Source organism: Nonomuraea sp. NPDC051298 (genome assembly GCF_055586305.1).
The window spans coordinates 342,291-359,007 of sequence record NZ_JBVJIM010000001.1; the positions used below are offsets into that span (position 1 = coordinate 342,291).

20 protein-coding genes are annotated in these 16,717 nt (G+C 63.0%); 10 read left to right on the forward strand and 10 right to left on the reverse strand.

The window, feature by feature from the left end:
* The first annotated feature begins 126 nt into the window (after positions 1 to 126).
* From ACZ6S0_RS01685 to ACZ6S0_RS01720, 8 genes are all read left to right on the forward strand, one after another.
* Entirely contained in the window at positions 127 to 3,102 is a 2,976-nt protein-coding gene (locus tag ACZ6S0_RS01685; protein WP_465912670.1) for a phage tail protein, read from the forward strand.
* 16 nt (positions 3,103 to 3,118) lie between these two features.
* Positions 3,119 to 4,057, forward strand: a complete 939-nt coding sequence (locus ACZ6S0_RS01690) for a phage tail family protein (protein ID WP_465912671.1) — start codon at positions 3,119 to 3,121, stop codon at positions 4,055 to 4,057.
* A complete protein-coding gene (locus tag ACZ6S0_RS01695) occupies positions 4,050 to 5,258 on the forward strand; it encodes a siphovirus ReqiPepy6 Gp37-like family protein (RefSeq protein WP_465912672.1) in 1,209 nt (402 codons plus the stop codon). The genes ACZ6S0_RS01690 and ACZ6S0_RS01695 overlap by 8 nt, the downstream gene beginning before the upstream one ends.
* Positions 5,259 to 5,262: 4 nt before the next feature.
* The gene (locus ACZ6S0_RS01700) at positions 5,263 to 6,450 is read left to right on the forward strand and encodes a hypothetical protein (RefSeq protein ID WP_465912673.1); all 1,188 of its coding nucleotides are present in this window, start codon (positions 5,263 to 5,265) and stop codon (positions 6,448 to 6,450) included.
* 11 nt (positions 6,451 to 6,461) lie between these two features.
* A complete protein-coding gene (locus ACZ6S0_RS01705; RefSeq protein WP_465912674.1) occupies positions 6,462 to 7,526 on the forward strand; it encodes a hypothetical protein in 1,065 nt (354 codons plus the stop codon).
* 235 nt (positions 7,527 to 7,761) lie between these two features.
* Positions 7,762 to 8,493, forward strand: a complete 732-nt coding sequence (locus tag ACZ6S0_RS01710) for a peptidoglycan-binding protein (protein WP_465912675.1) — start codon at positions 7,762 to 7,764, stop codon at positions 8,491 to 8,493.
* Positions 8,493 to 8,615 carry a hypothetical protein gene (locus ACZ6S0_RS01715; protein ID WP_465912676.1) on the forward strand — a complete coding sequence of 41 codons (123 nt, stop codon included), beginning with the start codon at positions 8,493 to 8,495 and terminating at the stop codon, positions 8,613 to 8,615. The genes ACZ6S0_RS01710 and ACZ6S0_RS01715 overlap by 1 nt, the downstream gene beginning before the upstream one ends.
* A gap of 131 nt (positions 8,616 to 8,746) precedes the next feature.
* Positions 8,747 to 8,965 (forward strand): hypothetical protein, encoded by a 219-nt coding sequence (locus ACZ6S0_RS01720; RefSeq protein WP_465912677.1) that lies wholly within the window; start codon positions 8,747 to 8,749, stop codon positions 8,963 to 8,965.
* A gap of 209 nt (positions 8,966 to 9,174) precedes the next feature.
* On the opposite strand, the gene ACZ6S0_RS01725 is transcribed toward ACZ6S0_RS01720, so the two are convergent.
* On the reverse strand, positions 9,175 to 9,882 hold the full coding sequence (locus ACZ6S0_RS01725; protein WP_465912678.1) for a hypothetical protein: 708 nt from the start codon (positions 9,880 to 9,882) through the stop codon (positions 9,175 to 9,177).
* The gene (locus ACZ6S0_RS01730; RefSeq protein ID WP_465912679.1) at positions 9,873 to 10,277 is read right to left on the reverse strand and encodes a hypothetical protein; all 405 of its coding nucleotides are present in this window, start codon (positions 10,275 to 10,277) and stop codon (positions 9,873 to 9,875) included. The genes ACZ6S0_RS01725 and ACZ6S0_RS01730 overlap by 10 nt, the downstream gene beginning before the upstream one ends.
* A 149-nt stretch (positions 10,278 to 10,426) precedes the next feature.
* Between ACZ6S0_RS01730 and ACZ6S0_RS01735 the strand changes: the two genes are divergently transcribed.
* Positions 10,427 to 11,557: a helix-turn-helix domain-containing protein gene (locus ACZ6S0_RS01735; RefSeq protein ID WP_465912680.1), complete on the forward strand. Its 1,131-nt coding sequence runs from the start codon at positions 10,427 to 10,429 to the stop codon at positions 11,555 to 11,557.
* Between the two features lie 79 nt (positions 11,558 to 11,636).
* On the opposite strand, the gene ACZ6S0_RS01740 is transcribed toward ACZ6S0_RS01735, so the two are convergent.
* Positions 11,637 to 11,825, reverse strand: coding sequence for a hypothetical protein (locus tag ACZ6S0_RS01740; protein ID WP_465912681.1), 189 nt, complete (start codon positions 11,823 to 11,825; stop codon positions 11,637 to 11,639).
* A gap of 198 nt (positions 11,826 to 12,023) precedes the next feature.
* Here ACZ6S0_RS01740 and ACZ6S0_RS01745 point away from each other — a divergent pair, with 198 nt between their 5' ends.
* Positions 12,024 to 12,239: a hypothetical protein gene (locus tag ACZ6S0_RS01745; protein ID WP_465912682.1), complete on the forward strand. Its 216-nt coding sequence runs from the start codon at positions 12,024 to 12,026 to the stop codon at positions 12,237 to 12,239.
* 41 nt (positions 12,240 to 12,280) lie between these two features.
* Here the strand turns inward: ACZ6S0_RS01745 and ACZ6S0_RS01750 are convergent, their stop codons facing one another.
* From ACZ6S0_RS01750 to ACZ6S0_RS01780, 7 genes are all read right to left on the reverse strand, one after another.
* Positions 12,281 to 12,706 (reverse strand): hypothetical protein, encoded by a 426-nt coding sequence (locus ACZ6S0_RS01750; protein ID WP_465912683.1) that lies wholly within the window; start codon positions 12,704 to 12,706, stop codon positions 12,281 to 12,283.
* Between the two features lie 123 nt (positions 12,707 to 12,829).
* On the reverse strand, positions 12,830 to 13,138 hold the full coding sequence (locus tag ACZ6S0_RS01755; RefSeq protein ID WP_465912684.1) for a hypothetical protein: 309 nt from the start codon (positions 13,136 to 13,138) through the stop codon (positions 12,830 to 12,832).
* 144 nt (positions 13,139 to 13,282) lie between these two features.
* Positions 13,283 to 14,020, reverse strand: coding sequence for a DUF2637 domain-containing protein (locus ACZ6S0_RS01760; protein WP_465912685.1), 738 nt, complete (start codon positions 14,018 to 14,020; stop codon positions 13,283 to 13,285).
* Positions 14,021 to 14,143: 123 nt separating this feature from the next.
* A complete protein-coding gene (locus ACZ6S0_RS01765) occupies positions 14,144 to 14,527 on the reverse strand; it encodes a hypothetical protein (RefSeq protein WP_465912686.1) in 384 nt (127 codons plus the stop codon).
* Positions 14,528 to 14,621: 94 nt separating this feature from the next.
* Positions 14,622 to 15,308: a hypothetical protein gene (locus ACZ6S0_RS01770; RefSeq protein WP_465912687.1), complete on the reverse strand. Its 687-nt coding sequence runs from the start codon at positions 15,306 to 15,308 to the stop codon at positions 14,622 to 14,624.
* 619 nt (positions 15,309 to 15,927) lie between these two features.
* Positions 15,928 to 16,182, reverse strand: coding sequence for a hypothetical protein (locus ACZ6S0_RS01775; protein ID WP_465912688.1), 255 nt, complete (start codon positions 16,180 to 16,182; stop codon positions 15,928 to 15,930).
* A complete protein-coding gene (locus ACZ6S0_RS01780) occupies positions 16,183 to 16,578 on the reverse strand; it encodes an SLOG family protein (protein ID WP_465912689.1) in 396 nt (131 codons plus the stop codon). It lies immediately after the preceding gene.
* Between the last annotated feature and the right edge of the window lie 139 nt (positions 16,579 to 16,717).

A 16,717-nucleotide genomic window follows, 5' to 3' on the forward strand; every position in this document is an offset into this window, starting at 1 on the left:
CCGATCCGGTGGAGCGTCCCGGACGGAAGACAGCCGAAAAGGCATCCGATCAGACACCAAGGCGCTTCGCTTCCGCAGGGGAGGTGAGCGCCTTTATTGCGCGTGTGACTAGGGGGCACTGATACCTTGGCTCAGACCAAGGTCGGTGAGGCTTTCGTTGAAATCCGGCCGCGAATCGCGAAGGACTTCGGCAAGCAGCTTCGCGACCAGCTAGAAAGGCAGCTTAAGCCGGTTACCGGCGATCTGGGCCGGAACATCGGCGATTCGCTGGGCGACAGCATCGGCGAGAACTTCGCTTCCCGGTTCGGGGACCACGCCCTAGCGGCGTTCAACGATATTGAGTTCGCGGGCAAGGGCTCGATCATTGGCCAGCGGCTCGGCGACGAGTTCGGCGACGGCTTCAGCGATCAGGCCCGGGAGCGTATCTCGGGCTTCGGTCGTGACATCGAGGTTGACCTACGCGCGTCCTTCACGCGCGTCTCTGAGAGCGCTTCTAAGACCGGGCGGGATATCGAGGGGAACCTAACCAAGAACCTATCCGTGGCGCTCTCTGGCGCCCGGAGCCTCGCTACCGGCTTCGGCCAGCTCGCGTCTAGCGCTGTCCTGACGACGGGGAGCCTTGCCGCTACGGCGGGCGCTCTCGGCGCCGCCGCTCAGGCTGCGCTCTCGCTGGGTGCTGCGCTGGCTCCGGCCGGTGGCATCATCGCCGCCTTGCCGGGTGGGCTCGCCCTGGGCGCTGCCGCGCTTGGGACGCTCAACATCGCCCTTAATGGCGTCGCGAAGGGGTTTGCAGCCGCCGCTTCTGGCGACATGGATCGCTTTGTTGAAGACGGCAAGGATCTCTCCGTCGTCGCGTCCGCCGTGGCTTACGAGCTATTTCAGATGGCCCCTGCCTTCCAGGCGATCAAGAGCGAAGTTCAGGATTCGTTCTTCCGCCCGCTCGTCGGGGAGATGTGGGATCTCCTCCCCGCGATCAATGCCCTCAAGGCGGGCATGGTCGATGTGTCGAGCCTCTTCGGTGAGGCTGCCTTAGAAGTCGTCAAGTTCGGCCAAGACGTTCAAACCGTCTCGGCTATCGAAAACATCTTTCATTCCCTCCACGATTCCGTTTCCGAGGTCGTTCCTGAGCTAGACATCCTCCTCGCGGGTTTCCGCGATCTGAGCGTCGTTGGGGCCGGTTTTCTGTCCGGGCTTGCTCCAGGGATCGCCGATGGGGCTAACCAGCTTGGTTGGTTCGCGTACAACGCTGCCGCGTCCGGCGATGCCCTTGGGTGGATGGAGAACGCCCTTGTCGTCTTCCGGCAATTGGGTGCGATCGTGGGCGATGTCGGGGGCATCGTTTCGGGCGTATTCCGTGCCATGAGCTTGTCTGGAAATGACGCCCTGGGCGTCGTCGGCAGGCTCGTAGACGGGATTCATGGATTCGTTGATTCGGCCGAAGGCCAGCAGATCCTTGTTAACGTCTTCACTACGCTTTCGCAGATTGGCTCAGCGCTACTTCCGGTCGTTAAGGCTTTGGCGTCGGGTTTCGGGGCTCTGGCGCCGACCATAGGCCGGATTGCCGAGCTGGTAGGGCCGATCTTAACGACGGCCATCAACGCGCTTGTGCCTGGTCTTGAGGCGCTTGGGCCTGGCCTGGTTCGGCTCTTTCGGGAGCTGGGTGACGCGGTGTTCATTCTCGCGGAGTCCGGCGCGCTGGAGTCCGTTGGTAACGCCCTAGCTCTGTTGCTGGCGGCGATCTCGCCGATTCTTACGCCTCTTTCTCAGCTTGTCTCGCTGCTGCTCACGGGCTTGTCTTACGTCATCACGACGTGGGTAGCTCCCGCCCTGTCTAAGCTTGTCGGCTGGATTTCTAAGGCCGTCGAATGGCTAACCAGCGAAGGGCTTTCTGAGGACACATGGCTAAGCCGTGTGCTCAAGTTTTTGTATGAGACTGCGGCTCCGCTGGTCGACCAGGCGGGCGCGATCATTTCGCGCGTCTTCGGCGACATCATGGCTTGGGTTCAGGAAAACGGAGCGACCTTTGAAGAATGGGGCTCTAAGCTCCAGTCCATTGTGTCTCGCGTCGGCGAGATTATCGGCGGCGTCTTCGAGTTCATCGCATGGGCTTGGGACAATTTCGGCGGCCCGCTGCTCAACATCGTTTCCGGCGTCTTTGACGGCATTCTTGGCGTAGTCGATGGCGTACTACAGGCCGTGCATGGTGTCATCGAGTTCATCCTAGGCTTGATTACCGGCGACTGGGAACGCGTCTGGAACGGCGTTAAGGAATTCGCCGAAGGGCTTTGGAACGGCATCGTCGCCATTGCAGAAACCATCTGGAATTCCCTGGTCGAACTACTCAAGGGGATCTTTGACGCCTTCGGCCTCGACTGGGAAGACACATGGAACAGCGTCTCAGATTTCTTTGAGGACATCTGGAATGGGATCGTCGATTGGATTTCTGATCGGGTAGACGATATCGGAGGCATTCTCGACTGGTTCGGCTCGCTTCCAGGCAAGTTCTCGGACTGGTTTGGCGACGTCTACGACGGCATCAAGGACATCTGGAATGACGTAGTCGATTGGCTAGGTGGCGTTCCAGGCAGGATCACGGGCATTTTCCGAGATGCCGGAAATTGGCTGTACAACATCGGCCGAGACATCATTCAAGGTCTTTGGAGTGGTGTCACCGAAATCTGGAACACCTTTATCGGCTGGTGGAATGACGCGATCGGCGGCATTGAAGAACTAGCCCGGAAGATTCTCGACATGAACTCCCCGTCTCGCGTAATGCGCGAGATCGGTAAGGGTGTCGGCGAAGGTATGGCGCAAGGCATCGAGGCATCTACCGGCCTTGTGGACAAGGCCGTCACCGGGCTCGCCCAGGGCGTGACGGATGCGTGGGGCTCGCCCGAACTGGTCGTTCCGGCGTGGGAAGTACCTGATGCGGCATTGCGCCGACCTGCGGATACGCGCTCCGCGGGCGACGGACTGATCACGGAGGGTTCAGCCGGCCGCTACGGAGCGGTGAACGTGACCCTCAACGCTGCGCCGCAGATCCCGAGCGAACGCCAGATCGTCGATGCGCTCGGCTACGCCGATGCGCTCTACGCCACCTAGAAAGGGGTGAGCCACCTTGACCGATTGGCCGCGTACCACTGTCGAGCTGGCCACCCCTCAGGATGTGGCAGCCGGTACCGGGGGCGTGTACACGTCTTCGTACAACCTGACTTCCGGGGAACACGGGCTCTACGTGCTTCCCGGGATGAAGGGGTTCGACGCCCCCAACTACACGCTCAGCTCTGACGAGCTGCCCGCCCTCGACGGCGCGTACCCGCGCGCCGTCCGGGCGACGGCCCGTGAGCTGTTCCTGCCGGTCTATCTGGAGGCGCCCGATCGTCCTGGCCTGCTGGGGCTGAAGCGGACCCTCCTGGCGGCGCTCAACCCCAAGCGTGGCGCATGCCGCATCACCCTCACAGAGGGGGACGGTAGCCGCCGCTACATTGACGCCCACTACGTCGATGGCGCCCGAGGCGACGAGGGCACGGAGGTTGCCGGGTTCGCATGGCTCAAGTGGGGCTGGATCTTCAGGGCGTTTGATCCCTATTTCTACTCGGGAACGCCTCAAGTCATCCGGTTCACTGCCGGTGCCCTCGAACTGTATCCGTTCTTCGGCGAAACGTTCCTGGGCCGCCCCTTCATCAACAAGTCGCACAGCCTCAACGGCTCGTCGAACATAACCATTACCGGCGACGAAGACACGTGGCCTGTATGGACTATCCACGGCCCTGCAAGCGGAATGACGTTCACCCGGAAGGTTCCGGGGCAACCGGATCAGGCGTTCTCTATCAACACGAGCCTTTCCGCATCACAGGCGTTGATTGTCGATACGCGCCCGCGCTTCAAGTCCGTCAGAGACGCCGAGACGGGCGAAAACATGTGGCGGCATCTAGGCCCTTCCCCCCACTTGTGGCCCATCTCCCCCGGCCCTAACGAAGTCGTGATTCAGGTTGACGACGTGGGCGCCGAAACGTCGGTGAACCTCTCCTACTCTCCAAGGTATCTGAGTGCCTAGGTTCTACATCGAGGCGCGCGACCGCGTCTATAACCGTGTGGGCGTCGTCGAGCAATACACCAGTCTCGATCTGATCTCCCGCTTTAATGCCATCGGGTCTTGGACCCTTTCAGTACCCGCTGATTCGAACGAGGCGGCCGTCTTACAGCCGGGCGGGGGAATCATCGCCTGGATTGACGGTGTGGCCCTACCGGTCATGTCAGGGCCGATCACGAGCATCACGCGGGAGTGGTCCGCCGACCAGCCCGGCAAAGGCCAAGTCGTGTACACGGGCCTGTCAGACGAAACCCTGCTGTGGTCGCGGGTCACGCTGCCCGTGCCCGGTGCCTCCATCGGCAATCAGACGGCGGACCGCTACTCGTACACGGCCACGGCCGCCGACGCGCTTCGCCAACTCGTCAACGTCAACGCCGGTCCCGGCGCCCGGTCAGACCGGATCATCGCGAACCTCGACGTGCCACCACAGAGCTTCGGCCGATCGGTGAGCGTAAGCACACGGTTCGACGTGCTGGGCGTGGCACTTCAGGAGATCGCCGCGAGCGCGGGTATCGGTTGGCGGCTACGCCAGGGCACAACGAACCGGCTCAGCTTCGACGCCTACACGCCCACGGTCCACAGCGCCCCTGTGACCTTCAGCTCCGAGGCGGGCACGCTGGCCAGCTACAGCTATCGCCTGACTGCGCCGACTGCTAGCCGAATCGTTGTTGCCGCCCAGGGCGAAGGGCGCAACAGGTGGCTCGCCCAGTACGACGACACCAGCTCGGACCCTTTCGAGTGGTCGAGCACTCCCCTAGAGCGGTTCGTGGACAGGCGAGATATCCCCGTCGCCCGGGGCACGACCGGCGCCCCGGTCAATCCTGAAGACAACCAGCCTGCCGACGCGGAAGCGCTCGCCCAGCTCGACCAGGCGGCGGCGGAAGCCCTCACGGAGGGACGTGCGCTCGGCGAGCTGTCCGTGACGCCCATCGACACAGACACCCTTCGGTACGGCGTGCATTACCAGGTGGGCGACGTGGTCAACGTGGACGTTCAAGGCCAGGTCGTCACTGACGTTCTGCGGGAGGTTCGCCTTACCGATGGAACAGACGGCCCGCGCGTGCAGCCGGTCATCGGCACTGACGGCGCATCGGCAACCCCGGGGCTCTATAGGGAAGTTCGCCGTATCTGGAATTCAATTCGCAAGCTAGAGGCGAGAAGGTAGAGCGTTGGCAGAGCGTAGTTATCCATTTGATGGCGGTCAGGGGGCAATCCTCTCTGAGGCTGACTGGGAAGCCATGGCGTCGGCATGGCAGGATGACGGCATTATTGGCAATCCTGCTGACGGGCGCCTGCTGGTCTCCTCTGACGGTGTTTCCGGCAAGCTGAAGGTGACGGCAGGTCGAGCCGTCGTCCGAGGCTTCCACTACTCGCTAGATGCCGATGTGGAAATCAATTACGCCCTAAACACCGACGCCACGCTATCCAGGCCCGATCTCGTGGTGTTGCGCCTCGACCGTGGCGTAAACAAGGTCAGCATTGAAATCAAGCAAGGCGTTCCCGGGGGTTCGACGCCCACCCCGACGACGTCAGGACCGATCTATGAACTGATGTTGGCGGTCGTCACCGTCCCGGCTAATTCCGCCGTGGTTTCCCCGTCTGGCGTGACAGACCTCCGCGATTTCGTATCGAGGCGTATCCGTGTCGCCAGGAACGGCAGCGCGGCACTGTTCGAGGCGGGGACGCTGTACTACGACAGCTTGAATGGACGCCTACGCGTACGTACTCCCCAGCCGGGGAATTTCTCCATTATCGAGGACTACCCGCTTCCCCGGTCGGGGGAAGTCGTTCCGCTGGCGGTAGCGAACTCCAGCGGTTATCCGAGTGGGGTAGTCGCGGGCACAATCGTATGGGACCAAGCCCTAGGCAGCCTTGTTGTATTGACCGACGCGGGATGGGTGCCTGTAGGTGGCAGCGTAAAACTGGATGCGGCTAAGCGGAGATCGGCTGATCTCATCGTGGCTGCGGCTGCAACTACGACAGACACTTTGCTGACCATCCCGGTAGATAGGGGCGCTTACCGTTTTGAGGGCGTTGTCTTCTACCGTCTGACGGGGACAGCCCCGTTCACGTTCTCGGTGCGGGTCGACACCCCGTCTGCTGGTACGGGCGGCTACCTCAAGACGGCGTTTGAATACATCTCGACGTCTACGGCGGCGAACCGGACGACCTTCATTGTCGCTAGCCCGTCACAGTCGGTTGGTGCGCCAGCATCGGCAACCAATTACAGCCTCCGCGTTTCCGGCATGTTTTCTAACATTGCTGGCAGCGCCGGAAATGTGTCTCTCTCTTACGTGAACCCGAGCGCTGCGCTAACTATCGCGTCGGGCAGCTATCTAACCGTCCGCGAATTTTAGAAGGTAGCGCGATGGCAGAACGTTCATACCCGTTTGATGCCGGTGAGGGTGCCGCCCTTACCGAGGAACAATGGTCGTATATGGCATCTGCGTGGCAGAGCAACGGCGTTGACGCCCCCGGCCCTATCGGCTCGGCGTTGCAAGCCGTCGCTACCGGCCAGCCGTACACGCTGACGGTCCGCGCTGGACATGCGCTCCTGGCGGGCTTCCATTACCACTTGGACGCGGATAAGACGATCCTCTTTGACGAGAACACGACCACGAGCAGCCGCGTTGACCGACTGGTCTTGCGCCTCGACCGTGAGTCGAACACTGTCGCCCTGGTGGCGAAGAAGGGCGTCGGCGGGGGCTCTATCACTCCCCCGCCCATTGATCGCTCGTGGACATCGCCGGAGGTTCCTATTGCGATTTTCACGGTCCGCGCGTCGAGCAATGTGGTGGTGTCGGCGGACCTGACGGACGCCCGTGAATTCGTCTCCTCCGGCGTTCAGATGCTTTCCCCGGCGTCGGCCTCGACCGGCGCCCGCCAACTCGGTACCGGCGAGGTGGGCTATGACCCGGTGTCGGGCCGCTTCTACGCCAACAGCGCGACGCACGGCAGGCTGGAGTTCGGCCAGCCACAGCCCGCCCCGCCGACTATTGAGCAGCTTCTAGCACCCATGCCGCGCGTCAGCGTGACGGGATTCCTTAACACTCCCAATCAAATCGTTCCGTGGTTCAGTGAGACGTTCGACGTTGGGTCGATGTGGAGCGCCCTGAATTCTACGAAGTTCCGAATCCCTAAGGCTGGACTCTATGCGATCACGGTAAACGTTGATTTCACGGGCAGCAACCAAGAGGGGTACTGCGCAATTCAGGTTGACTTTACCCGGGCCGGACGGTCTACGCGGCTTATGGAGAATCCGTTTTGGAAGCCGGGCGCGACGGACCATTGGGGAGCAGTTCTCACGGGAGAGCATCAACTCATGGTTGGCGACGAGATCACCGTATTCACGTACGTTAGCAACCCCAGCGTCAATCCGTCGCCTAAGTACCTGACTATTCGCTGGGTCGCACCACAGGCCGGACAGGGGTAAGCATTGACCGACGAGCCGGGGTTCATGGTAACCCTGCGACACGTGTACGAGGAGATGCGCGATCTAACCTCAGAGGTCCGCATTCTCACATCGGAGTTGAAGGAATCCAGGCGAACCGACGAGGACCATGAGCGACGCCTACGGGTCGTTGAACGTTGGATGTGGGGTTTGCCTGTCGCATTCCTGACCGCTGTAGGCGGCCTGTTGATGGCCCTTTTGAAGTAAGGAGTTTTACGTGGCTACGGCTACCGAGGTACGCAAGATTGCCCGAGGCGAGATCGGCTATCGGGAGTCGGGCACGAATCGCCAAAAGTTCTCCCCAGCCGTTCCCGGCCTTGAGTGGAGCCAGAATCAGCCGTGGTGCCACACGTTCATCTCGTGGCTTTTCCTGCGGGCGAAGGATCCTGGCATCGCTCCGGTAACCGCCTCATGCCTCGCGGGCGTGCGCTGGTTTAAGGATCGCGGCCGGTGGCACACGTCGCCGAAGGTGGGCGATGTCGTGTATTACGGGCCGAATGGCGGAACGCATGTTGAGCTAGTCGTTGAAGTGTCCGACACGCACATTACGACCGTGGGCGGTAACACGTCGGGCAGCCTCGACGGCACCTATTACAACGGCGATGGCGTCTATGAGAAGGACGTTGAGCGGTCGTCGAGCCGTATCTACGGCTACGGGCGCCCGGCCTACGACGTGGGCACCTCGACGACCAAGCCGAAGCCCTCGACCTCGACGGCGGACGTTCCGAAGTATCCCGGCTTCTATCTGCGGCGCGGCTCTGTCGGTTCCGCCGTTCGGGTCTTCCAGGCCCAGATGCGGGCGCGTGGCTGGAACATCGACGTAGACGGCATCTATGGGGCCGACACGGAGAAGACCGTGCTCGCCTTCCAGCGGGAGAAGGGATTGGAGGCTGACGGCGTGGTTGGCCCTGCAACGTGGCGGGCCGCATGGCTCGCGGAGGTTACCTAATGGTTCATCGTTCCCCGGGCGGGCGCGTGCGGCAGCTCGTCATCGTGGGCGCCCTGGCGGGCGTCCTGGTGGGCGTCGCCCTGGCGGCGCTCGTATGGGCTCTCGTGTCGCTCGCGACTTAGCCCGTGTACACGCCTTTGATCACTGTGCGCATCAGCCGGCCTTTGGCCGCGGTTCGCAAAACCCCTGCTCCGCGCGATGCGGCAAACAGCCGGCCAGCGCGGAGAGTAACCAACAAAGGATGGATTGAGACATGACCGAGGACAACAAGCGCGCCCTCCGTACCGCCCTTCAGACGCTCCTAGGCGTGGCTGCGGCGCTCCCCCTGATCGTCGATGCGTCCGGCGTGCCCGAGGCGCTTCCGGGCGTTGCGGGCGCCCTGGCGGTCGCGGCCGGTATCTCCCGCGTGATGGCACTCCCGGCTGTACAGAAGCTGCTCCCCTCTTGGCTGCGCACCAACGCGGCCGAGTGAGCCTGTGAGCCCATAACAGAAGCCCCCTAAGGTCCAATGACCTTAGGGGGCTTTTCTGCGTTCTGGAGACATTAGGGAGCCCCCGACCAGAGCACCCTCTTGCGGCTGGGATGTGGGCCGCGAAAGGTGGGCAGGAACCGGGCACGCGGGGGCTCGTCTGCCTGTCTGGTCGGGGGCCGTCGGCACCCCAGCTAAGAGCGGCACCGTACTTAGCCGGGGGCGTCTGTGGTGGGTCTCATGCCGTGCAACTCGACCACTTGGGACGTGGCCAACGCGTATGCCTGGTAGCGAATGGCGTCCCACGCAACGAACACGTTGTGATCAGTCAAGACGGGCAGAATTGGATCGATCCCCGGCGCGTACAGATCCGCGAGCGCGCCCGCGCTCGCGGACGACGCGACGGTGTAAAGGGCGAAATTGTCGTTGAGCATGGGGCACTGTGCCAGAGCCTTCGGAATGCAACTCCAGCAGGTTGGCGGGGCGTTGGTACGCCCGCTGTCTGGGCCGGTGCGCTCGAACGCCGTCCTGGTCAACGCCCACGGGATTCGCCCTGTCTTCGGGTCCTTGGCCGGTTCACCACACACTTGACACAAGACCTTGTCCATGCACCGCCACTGGCGCAGCCTGTTCAGCTTCCGCATGCGCTCAGGGCCGCGCCGGTCAGGCTTGTCTCGCAGGTCCTTCACCCGGCCGAGGAGAATGCCATGCATCCAGTCACGATGGTGCGGCTTGCCGTAGGTCAGCCGGTATTCGTGGTTGCGCCACTCGAAGTAGATCGGATCTTCTACCAGCTCGTTGGCGTAGGCGATGGTGTACGGAACGATCGTGTAGCCGCGCACGTCTGAGCCTGCTCGCGGGGTTTCCTCGATCACCCCGCTCTCAACCGCGCGGTTAGGCGCCGATGCCGTCACGCGCATGCTTTTGCGTTCTGTGCGACGAGCAGGCCCACGCTTTGCGGCTGGGCTGCTGGGACGACTTCTACCCTGCTAGCCTGCGGCTCGTTGTCTGCCCCGACGCTCGGCAGCTCGACCATGTAGCTACCGGAACGCGGCCCGATGGACACCGTCGCCACCTTCCAACCAGCGTCGGCGAAGATGGTGAGCTGCGGCGGATGCCACAGCGTTTCGGCGCTGCCGTAGGGCTTGATCTCGCGCCGGTCGGCACGACGCCTGATCAGTTGCGCGTGGATACCGCGTGCCGTCAGATGCGTGATGACGCGGTTAAGGGCAGCGTTCTGCCCTGTGGCCTCTTCCTCGGTGATCGGCTGACAGAGCAGGTCAGCGTCCGATCCTGTTGTGTGTGTGCCCGCCATGCCCTCGACGGTAGGAACCGCGCAGGTCATTGCGGAGGAGCCAACATGTTGCCCCCCGTGGGGGCCAAGGGGGGGCCACCGCAGCCGCAATGCGCCATATGCGAGTTGTGCAAGCCTCCTGACCGGATCTTTGGATGCATACTCAGCTCATGGAGCTTGGCGAGCTAATTCGGGAACTGCGTGTGCTACACGGCTGGTCGCAGGCGCGGCTTGCGGGCAGACTGTGTGAGGTTTCGCGGGTCGCGACCGTCACCCGACACGAGGTGTCTCGCTACGAGAACGGGAAGCGCCACCCCGGTCCGTTCTGGCTGAAGCACCTAGCTACCGTGCTGGAGGTACCCCTCACAGCATTGGAGGCTGGCCCGGTGGAGCGTCGAGATTTTCTAACGAGCCTCGCAGGAGCTGCAATTGCCCCGGTCGCAGCATCGGATCTGATCGAGTTCGGTTTCGGCGCGGCCTTGGGTCCGCGCCCGGACCTCGACGCGTGGAAGGACAAGCTGGCTGTCTACGGCAGCGACTACATGTCCCAAGGCGCTGCCGACATCCAACGGCGCCTTGCCGGTGACCTTGTGGTTCTTCAGCAGCAGGTTGACAAGCCGGGCATGTGGGAAGTGGCTTCCCGCTTGATGACCTTGTACGGCAAGACGTTTCCTGGGGCAGACGGCTCCAAGGCTGTCAACTGGTACACGATGGCCGCGACCGCTGCGGACAGGTCTGGCGACATGGATTCCCGCGTGTGGGTCCGTGGACGCGCGGCGATCGCTCTCGGGTACGAGGGCGCGTCACTGGCTCTGGCCGACGCCTTCGCGAATCAGGCCCTATCCGTCTCTGACAAGCCTTCCCTTGGCCGTCTCAACGCGCTCATGGGCAAAGCCCATGTCGCGGCACTTCGAGGCGATCGCCGTACCGCGCTTGCCCTGGCGGAAGAAGGCCGCAGGGTCTTCGACCTTGCGGGCTCTCATGAACAAGAGTCGGACTACGCGGTTCCGCTCTGGCGCATGAACGTCTTCATGAGCTTGCTCGCTGCCCGGCTTGGAGACGAGCGTCTCGCCCTGACCGCTCAAGAGGTAGCGAACAAGAACCTACCGGCGTCACTGCCCCGGTTCAGAACGCATCTGGAGATGCACCAAGGACTCATGTTGGTACGGGCAGGGGACAAGGCCGGGGGCATCACGCACGCCCGGAAGGCCCTTGCCGAGTTGCCGCCCGAGAAGCACAGCCTGACCCTGCGCATGCTGCTACACGAGATCGAGGGACGCAGGTCAACTCCCGGAGGTTGATCACGCTCGGTGCTGGCCGGCTGTTTGGCGCCGAGTGGGCGACCAGGGCAAATACTTCCGCGGTCGCTACTGATCGTGTTCATGGCCGTTTGTGGCTCAGCCCGACGATCGTCAGCCCAACTCCCGCGACGGCTATGAACGTTGGCCCCGCCCAGGCTGCGGCGGCCAGCGCTTCGGCCTTGGTGTCTATGAGGACCAAGAGCGCAGCCAGCAAGGCCGCGATGGCCGCGATGCACAGCGAGATCCCGACATGCCAGCGAATACTCATTGCCATACCTCCGAGGGGGAACCCGCCCATTCCGGCGAACGGGTCTGCGAAGACTCTCAGGTGTAGACCCGCCGAAGGTCACCCGAGACGCGTTCTGTGGATAGCGCGCTGTGCTCACGGTAGGCCGCTGCCCGCCTAGGTTCGGTGCAAGGTCGGGTCTACCCGAAATGTACGGTTGGACCGGTACAGTCCCGGATCATGAGCTACCCACAGCATCCCCAGCACGGCCGGTACGGGCCGCCCCAGCCGCGCAAGAGCGTGACCAAGCATCGCGGCTTATCGGCCAAGAGCCACACGTTCCACCTGATGCTGACGATCTTTACCTGCGGCGTCTGGGGTCTGCTCGTCTGGCTCCCCCTCTGGATCTTCCGGCTGATCGTCCGCCGCAAGCAGGTCACGCGCTACAAATACTGACACGACAAAGCCCCCGCCGTAGCGGGGGCTTCTTTATGCCTCTATGCCTGGCGGCTCAGTTCCTGCCTGAAGTCCACCCAGAACGAGAACGGGGCGCGGCGCTCGCCCTTTGCCCGGAAGAGTGCCACGAGCGCATCTGTTGCTTGCGGGCGGGTTTCTGCGGCAATGCCGTAATTGGCTACCGCCCACGCGGTGAATTCCGCGTCTTCCTGTGCGTGGCGTTCGGCGCGCTTCCTTTCAGCCTCGCGACGCGCTTCTACCTGTGCAGCCTTAACGGCTTCCTTGACCTTCCGCTGGGTCCACCCGGTCGCCTTAGCGGAGCAGCCCTCGCCGAAGTATTCGGCATCCATGTCGTTGCCCTCCGCGTCGAGGGCGACCATGATGACGGTGTTCTTGAGTTCGACCCGCCCGCAAAGATCACAAGTGGTTACGTCGTCTGTGGTCCCCTGCACCCGGTAAACCTTCATTGCGCTTCCCTTCGGCCTTGCTTCCTGCTGACGAGAGAAAGCTATCAAAGCGTGTACACGTTTTGCAAGTTGGTTGCAGAAACAGGGAAGCCCCCGCCTGGATGGCGGGGGCTTCGAACGGGGCTAGTCGAGGATCGACATGATGGCCGCGTACCCGTGGAGCAAGCACAGGTTGCCCCTGTGCGGAATGTAGGTAGCGGCGCTCATGCGGCAGTCGAGCAAGGTCACGCCCCACTCGTCGATTTCGATGCGCTCGCCCTCGCACATGACGTGAGCGTTCGCGCGGCTCGTCTCGAATGCGTGTCCACATCCGAAGCAAACCTGAAACCACGAGTAGTGCCCGGCCGGAATCACGTATCGAGCGCGCGTTCCGCAGTCGATGTGATCGACCTCGATCGTGACCTGAATCCCGGTCGCGATGTTGCGAACCAACTTGGCTCCTTCCCTCGAATCGGCGCTTTCGCGCCGTTCCTGCTGACGAGAGAAAGCTATCAAAGCGTGTACACGCTTTGCAAGTTGGTTGTGATCGACACAAAGAAGCCCCCCGGGAAGCCCCGAGGGGTTTGTGAGCGGTTTCTAGGCAGCGCTGGCAGTCATGCCCGGAAGCATGTTCGGCGAGGCTTCAGCGGGCGTTGCGGGGTCGCTGAGACCCATTTCCAGCTTCGCCTTAGCTAGAGCCGCACGGCGCGTGCGGTCCACGAGGTTCGGGAGAATCGAGGCGAGGCTTTCCCCAGTAACCTCCGAGATGTCGTCGAGGGATTCGAGGTAGCTCTTGACCGCCTCGACATGCACGGCGGCAACGCCCACGGTTCCCGTACGCGGGGCGCGCGGCTTCCGCTGGGGCTTGGGCTCCTCGACCTCGACCGGCGCCGGTACCGGCGCCTCCTCCTCGACGGCCTGGCGCTCGTCGTCGAGCTGGGCCGCCTCGATCGATGCCCGACGAATCATGTGCATCAGAAGCTCGAAAGCGATTGTGAGCGTTACGGCCGGAAGGGCGGCGATGACCGCGCCGACAGGGCCGTTCTCGATGCCGTGAAGGACGTTCGCGCCGAGGGTGAGGGCGATGCCGACCACGAGCGCGACCCATGCCAGCCAACCGGCCTTACGACCGTTCCGGGCAGCGTCGAGCTGCACGACCGACGCGACGACCAGCAGGCCATCAGTCACAAGCGGCACGAGCCGGGCGACCATGCCGCTTTCCCCATAGCGGATGGCGACTTCGTAAGCGTGGCTGTAGGACACGACGGCGGCGATACCTGCCAGGACCGACACGCCGATGTATGCGGCGCCCCGGATGATTCGATCTACCCTCATTGCGCTTTCCCTTCCATGATCCTGCTGACGGAAGGGAAGCTATCGCGCGCACACCTGTATTGCAAGTTGGTTGTGTCGGATTCTCCGGTATCCCGCCCGAGACGAGGGCGGGGCCGGACATCGCTAAAGGCCGTGTGCGGCCTTGTAAGCGTCTATGACGGCCCTTCGCAGGCGAGAGTTACCGGCGACCACGTAACGCTGTTCCCCCGCCCGCTCGTTCTCGGCAAGAGCCCATGCGCGTATCTCTGTGGCGCTTGGTTCGCCCTGGCTATCCTGCGAGCCTCCTCGCGACCTACGCCGACCGATTGAAGGCGCCTCGACGACGCCCACGGGTTCGGCTACAGCGTCGAACGCGTCGAGCATCTTGCGGACAGGCTTCCCGTGTTTGTCGCAGGCAAGCGCCCTCTTTCCGTTGATCACGATTTCATCGGTTGACTCGACTTCTAGCCCATCCTTTTCTGCTGCGCAGTAGTCGCAGAACTTCAGCTCAACAACCCTGATCGGCATAACGGAACCTCGCTTCTCGTTGTGACTGGCACGCATCGTAGCCGACAAAATGGCCAAGCCCCCTGGTTTCCCAGAGGGCTTGGATAGAAGATATCTAGACGGCTTGCATCTCGTTCCCGAACGGGCACGAGGGGAGCCCGATCTCAATCCACTTCCGCGACGTACGAGCCTGGTAACCCTCACAGTCGCAGCCGGGCGCGATGCACCTCAGGAGTACGTGACGGTTCGTCTGCGCCTTAGGGGCCGACGACGCGGGCGGGAGAGGGATCTCCACACCCCCCGGCAACTCGATCCCGCCCGGGGCCGGAACCTTCGGCGCCGTCCGGCCGACCAGGATTTCGCGGTCAAGCTGGCCATGCGGATACTTGCCCAGCGTGTGAGCGATCAGCATCAACTCTGCGGCGAGCTGGAGCCCGGCGTGAGTCGCCGTCATCGGCCCTTCGAGCCCAAGGCGGGTAGCAGCTTCGGCAAACGGCCCCTTGTGCCCGTTCTTGCAGTCGTCGGCTGCGTGAATCAGCTCATGTACGAGCGTGGACAGAACCACGCCCGTGTCGCCAATCTCCGGAGAGACATAGATGTGGTTCACCCTGTCTGCGGAAACCCACGAGGCGTAGCAGACGCCCAGGATGTCAGCGTTCTCCGTGCCCCGGCCGTCCGCGCCGTACCCGACCGAAACGTGAACCTTCTTAGGGAGGGGGAAGCCGACCTGTTCAAAGCGGGGCCGGAAGACCTCGATGGCCTTGATCAGCCAGGCTTCGCGGGTCTTCGTAAGGTCCTTCATGGTGTTTCCCTTCGGGCTTTCCGAGGCTGCTTGCCCCGGTTCCTGCTGACACGGGAAACACTATCGGGCCGTGTACACGCTTTGCAAGTTGGTTGTTGATGGACGCCTGCACCGCACAACCAACCTGTCAATAGCTGGGCGTGGCCTTGACCTGCGGCGATGTCGGCCGCGGGGACAGCCGGCGGCCTGGGCACACCCACTTGCACCAGGGGCGGGGCTTATTGACGCGGGAAAGCAGAGAGCCCCCGGGGCGAATGGCTTTACCGGGGGCTCTCGGGTTGCGGTGTTCTAGTGTCAGCAGGAACACGCCCAAGGGAAGGGCTGCCGCAACGTGTTCAGGCTATCAGTCTTCGGGGTGTCCGGTCGGCTGTGCCGCAGGCCAGTTAGGCGGCGTTGGCCGTCGTCGAGGGGTCATGTACAACCTTCTGGAGCCCGTACTCCCTCACGAGGACATCCCAGGGAACATTCCGATATCTCTCCCCCAGCTCCGTGCATGCCCACCCGCCGCCGCCAGGGCGGCGCTGCCATGCATCCTCGTCATCGTCGAGGATCACGGCCCCCTCCGGGGGCTCTGGGGGCGTGATCGTGTCATGGCCGCACGTGGGACACGTCCCGGCTTTCATGCGCTTGCCTTCCTGTAGATCATGCCGACTAGGCCGTCATCGTGTACTAGCTCACGGAGAACCACGCTCATGTCGCCGACGCTGTGAGGGACGTGCATAAGAGCGGCGCTCGCCTCGACTGTGCGAGCCCCCTCGTGGAGCCACGCGGAGTATTCAACGGTGCCGTCCGAGTAGGTCACCAGTTCGACGCGGGCACGGCCGAGGGGGTGAGCGTAGAGAACCTCTTCGCTAACGACTTCCACGCGATCCACTTATGCGACTTCCTTGTCTGTGATGGTGTGCGGCTCGATCGGAATACCCGCCTCCCCCGCGAGGCGGACCGTTCCAGCGGTCCCCCGGCTGTTGTTTCGGTTGAACGCGATCACGAGATCGGCGCCTGCCGCGACCATGCGGGCGTTTCGCTCGGGACCGGCCTTCCGGCCTTGACTCCAGTCGGCTTCGAACATTTGTTCTACCACATGCAACCCGAGGTCGCGGGCGAGGCGGCACCAGATGGAGGCGATTGCGTCGGCCCCCGTGGGACAACCGCCATGAGCCACCGTGAGAGGTGCGCCGTCGAGCTGGGCGACGCGATAGGCACGATCGAGGGACTTGCACACGGCCTTGATGTCCGGCCAGTCACGCGAGCCGGTAACGATGACCTTCATCCTTCGCACGCCCACTCACTTGCGGTCACTTCGCGCCACATGAGAGTCAGGCCATAGCGGAGGCAGTAGATCTCTACGATCTCGCGGTCGTGACCCGCCACAACGACCAGACCACCCGGGCTTGCCGCCCCGTACTCGA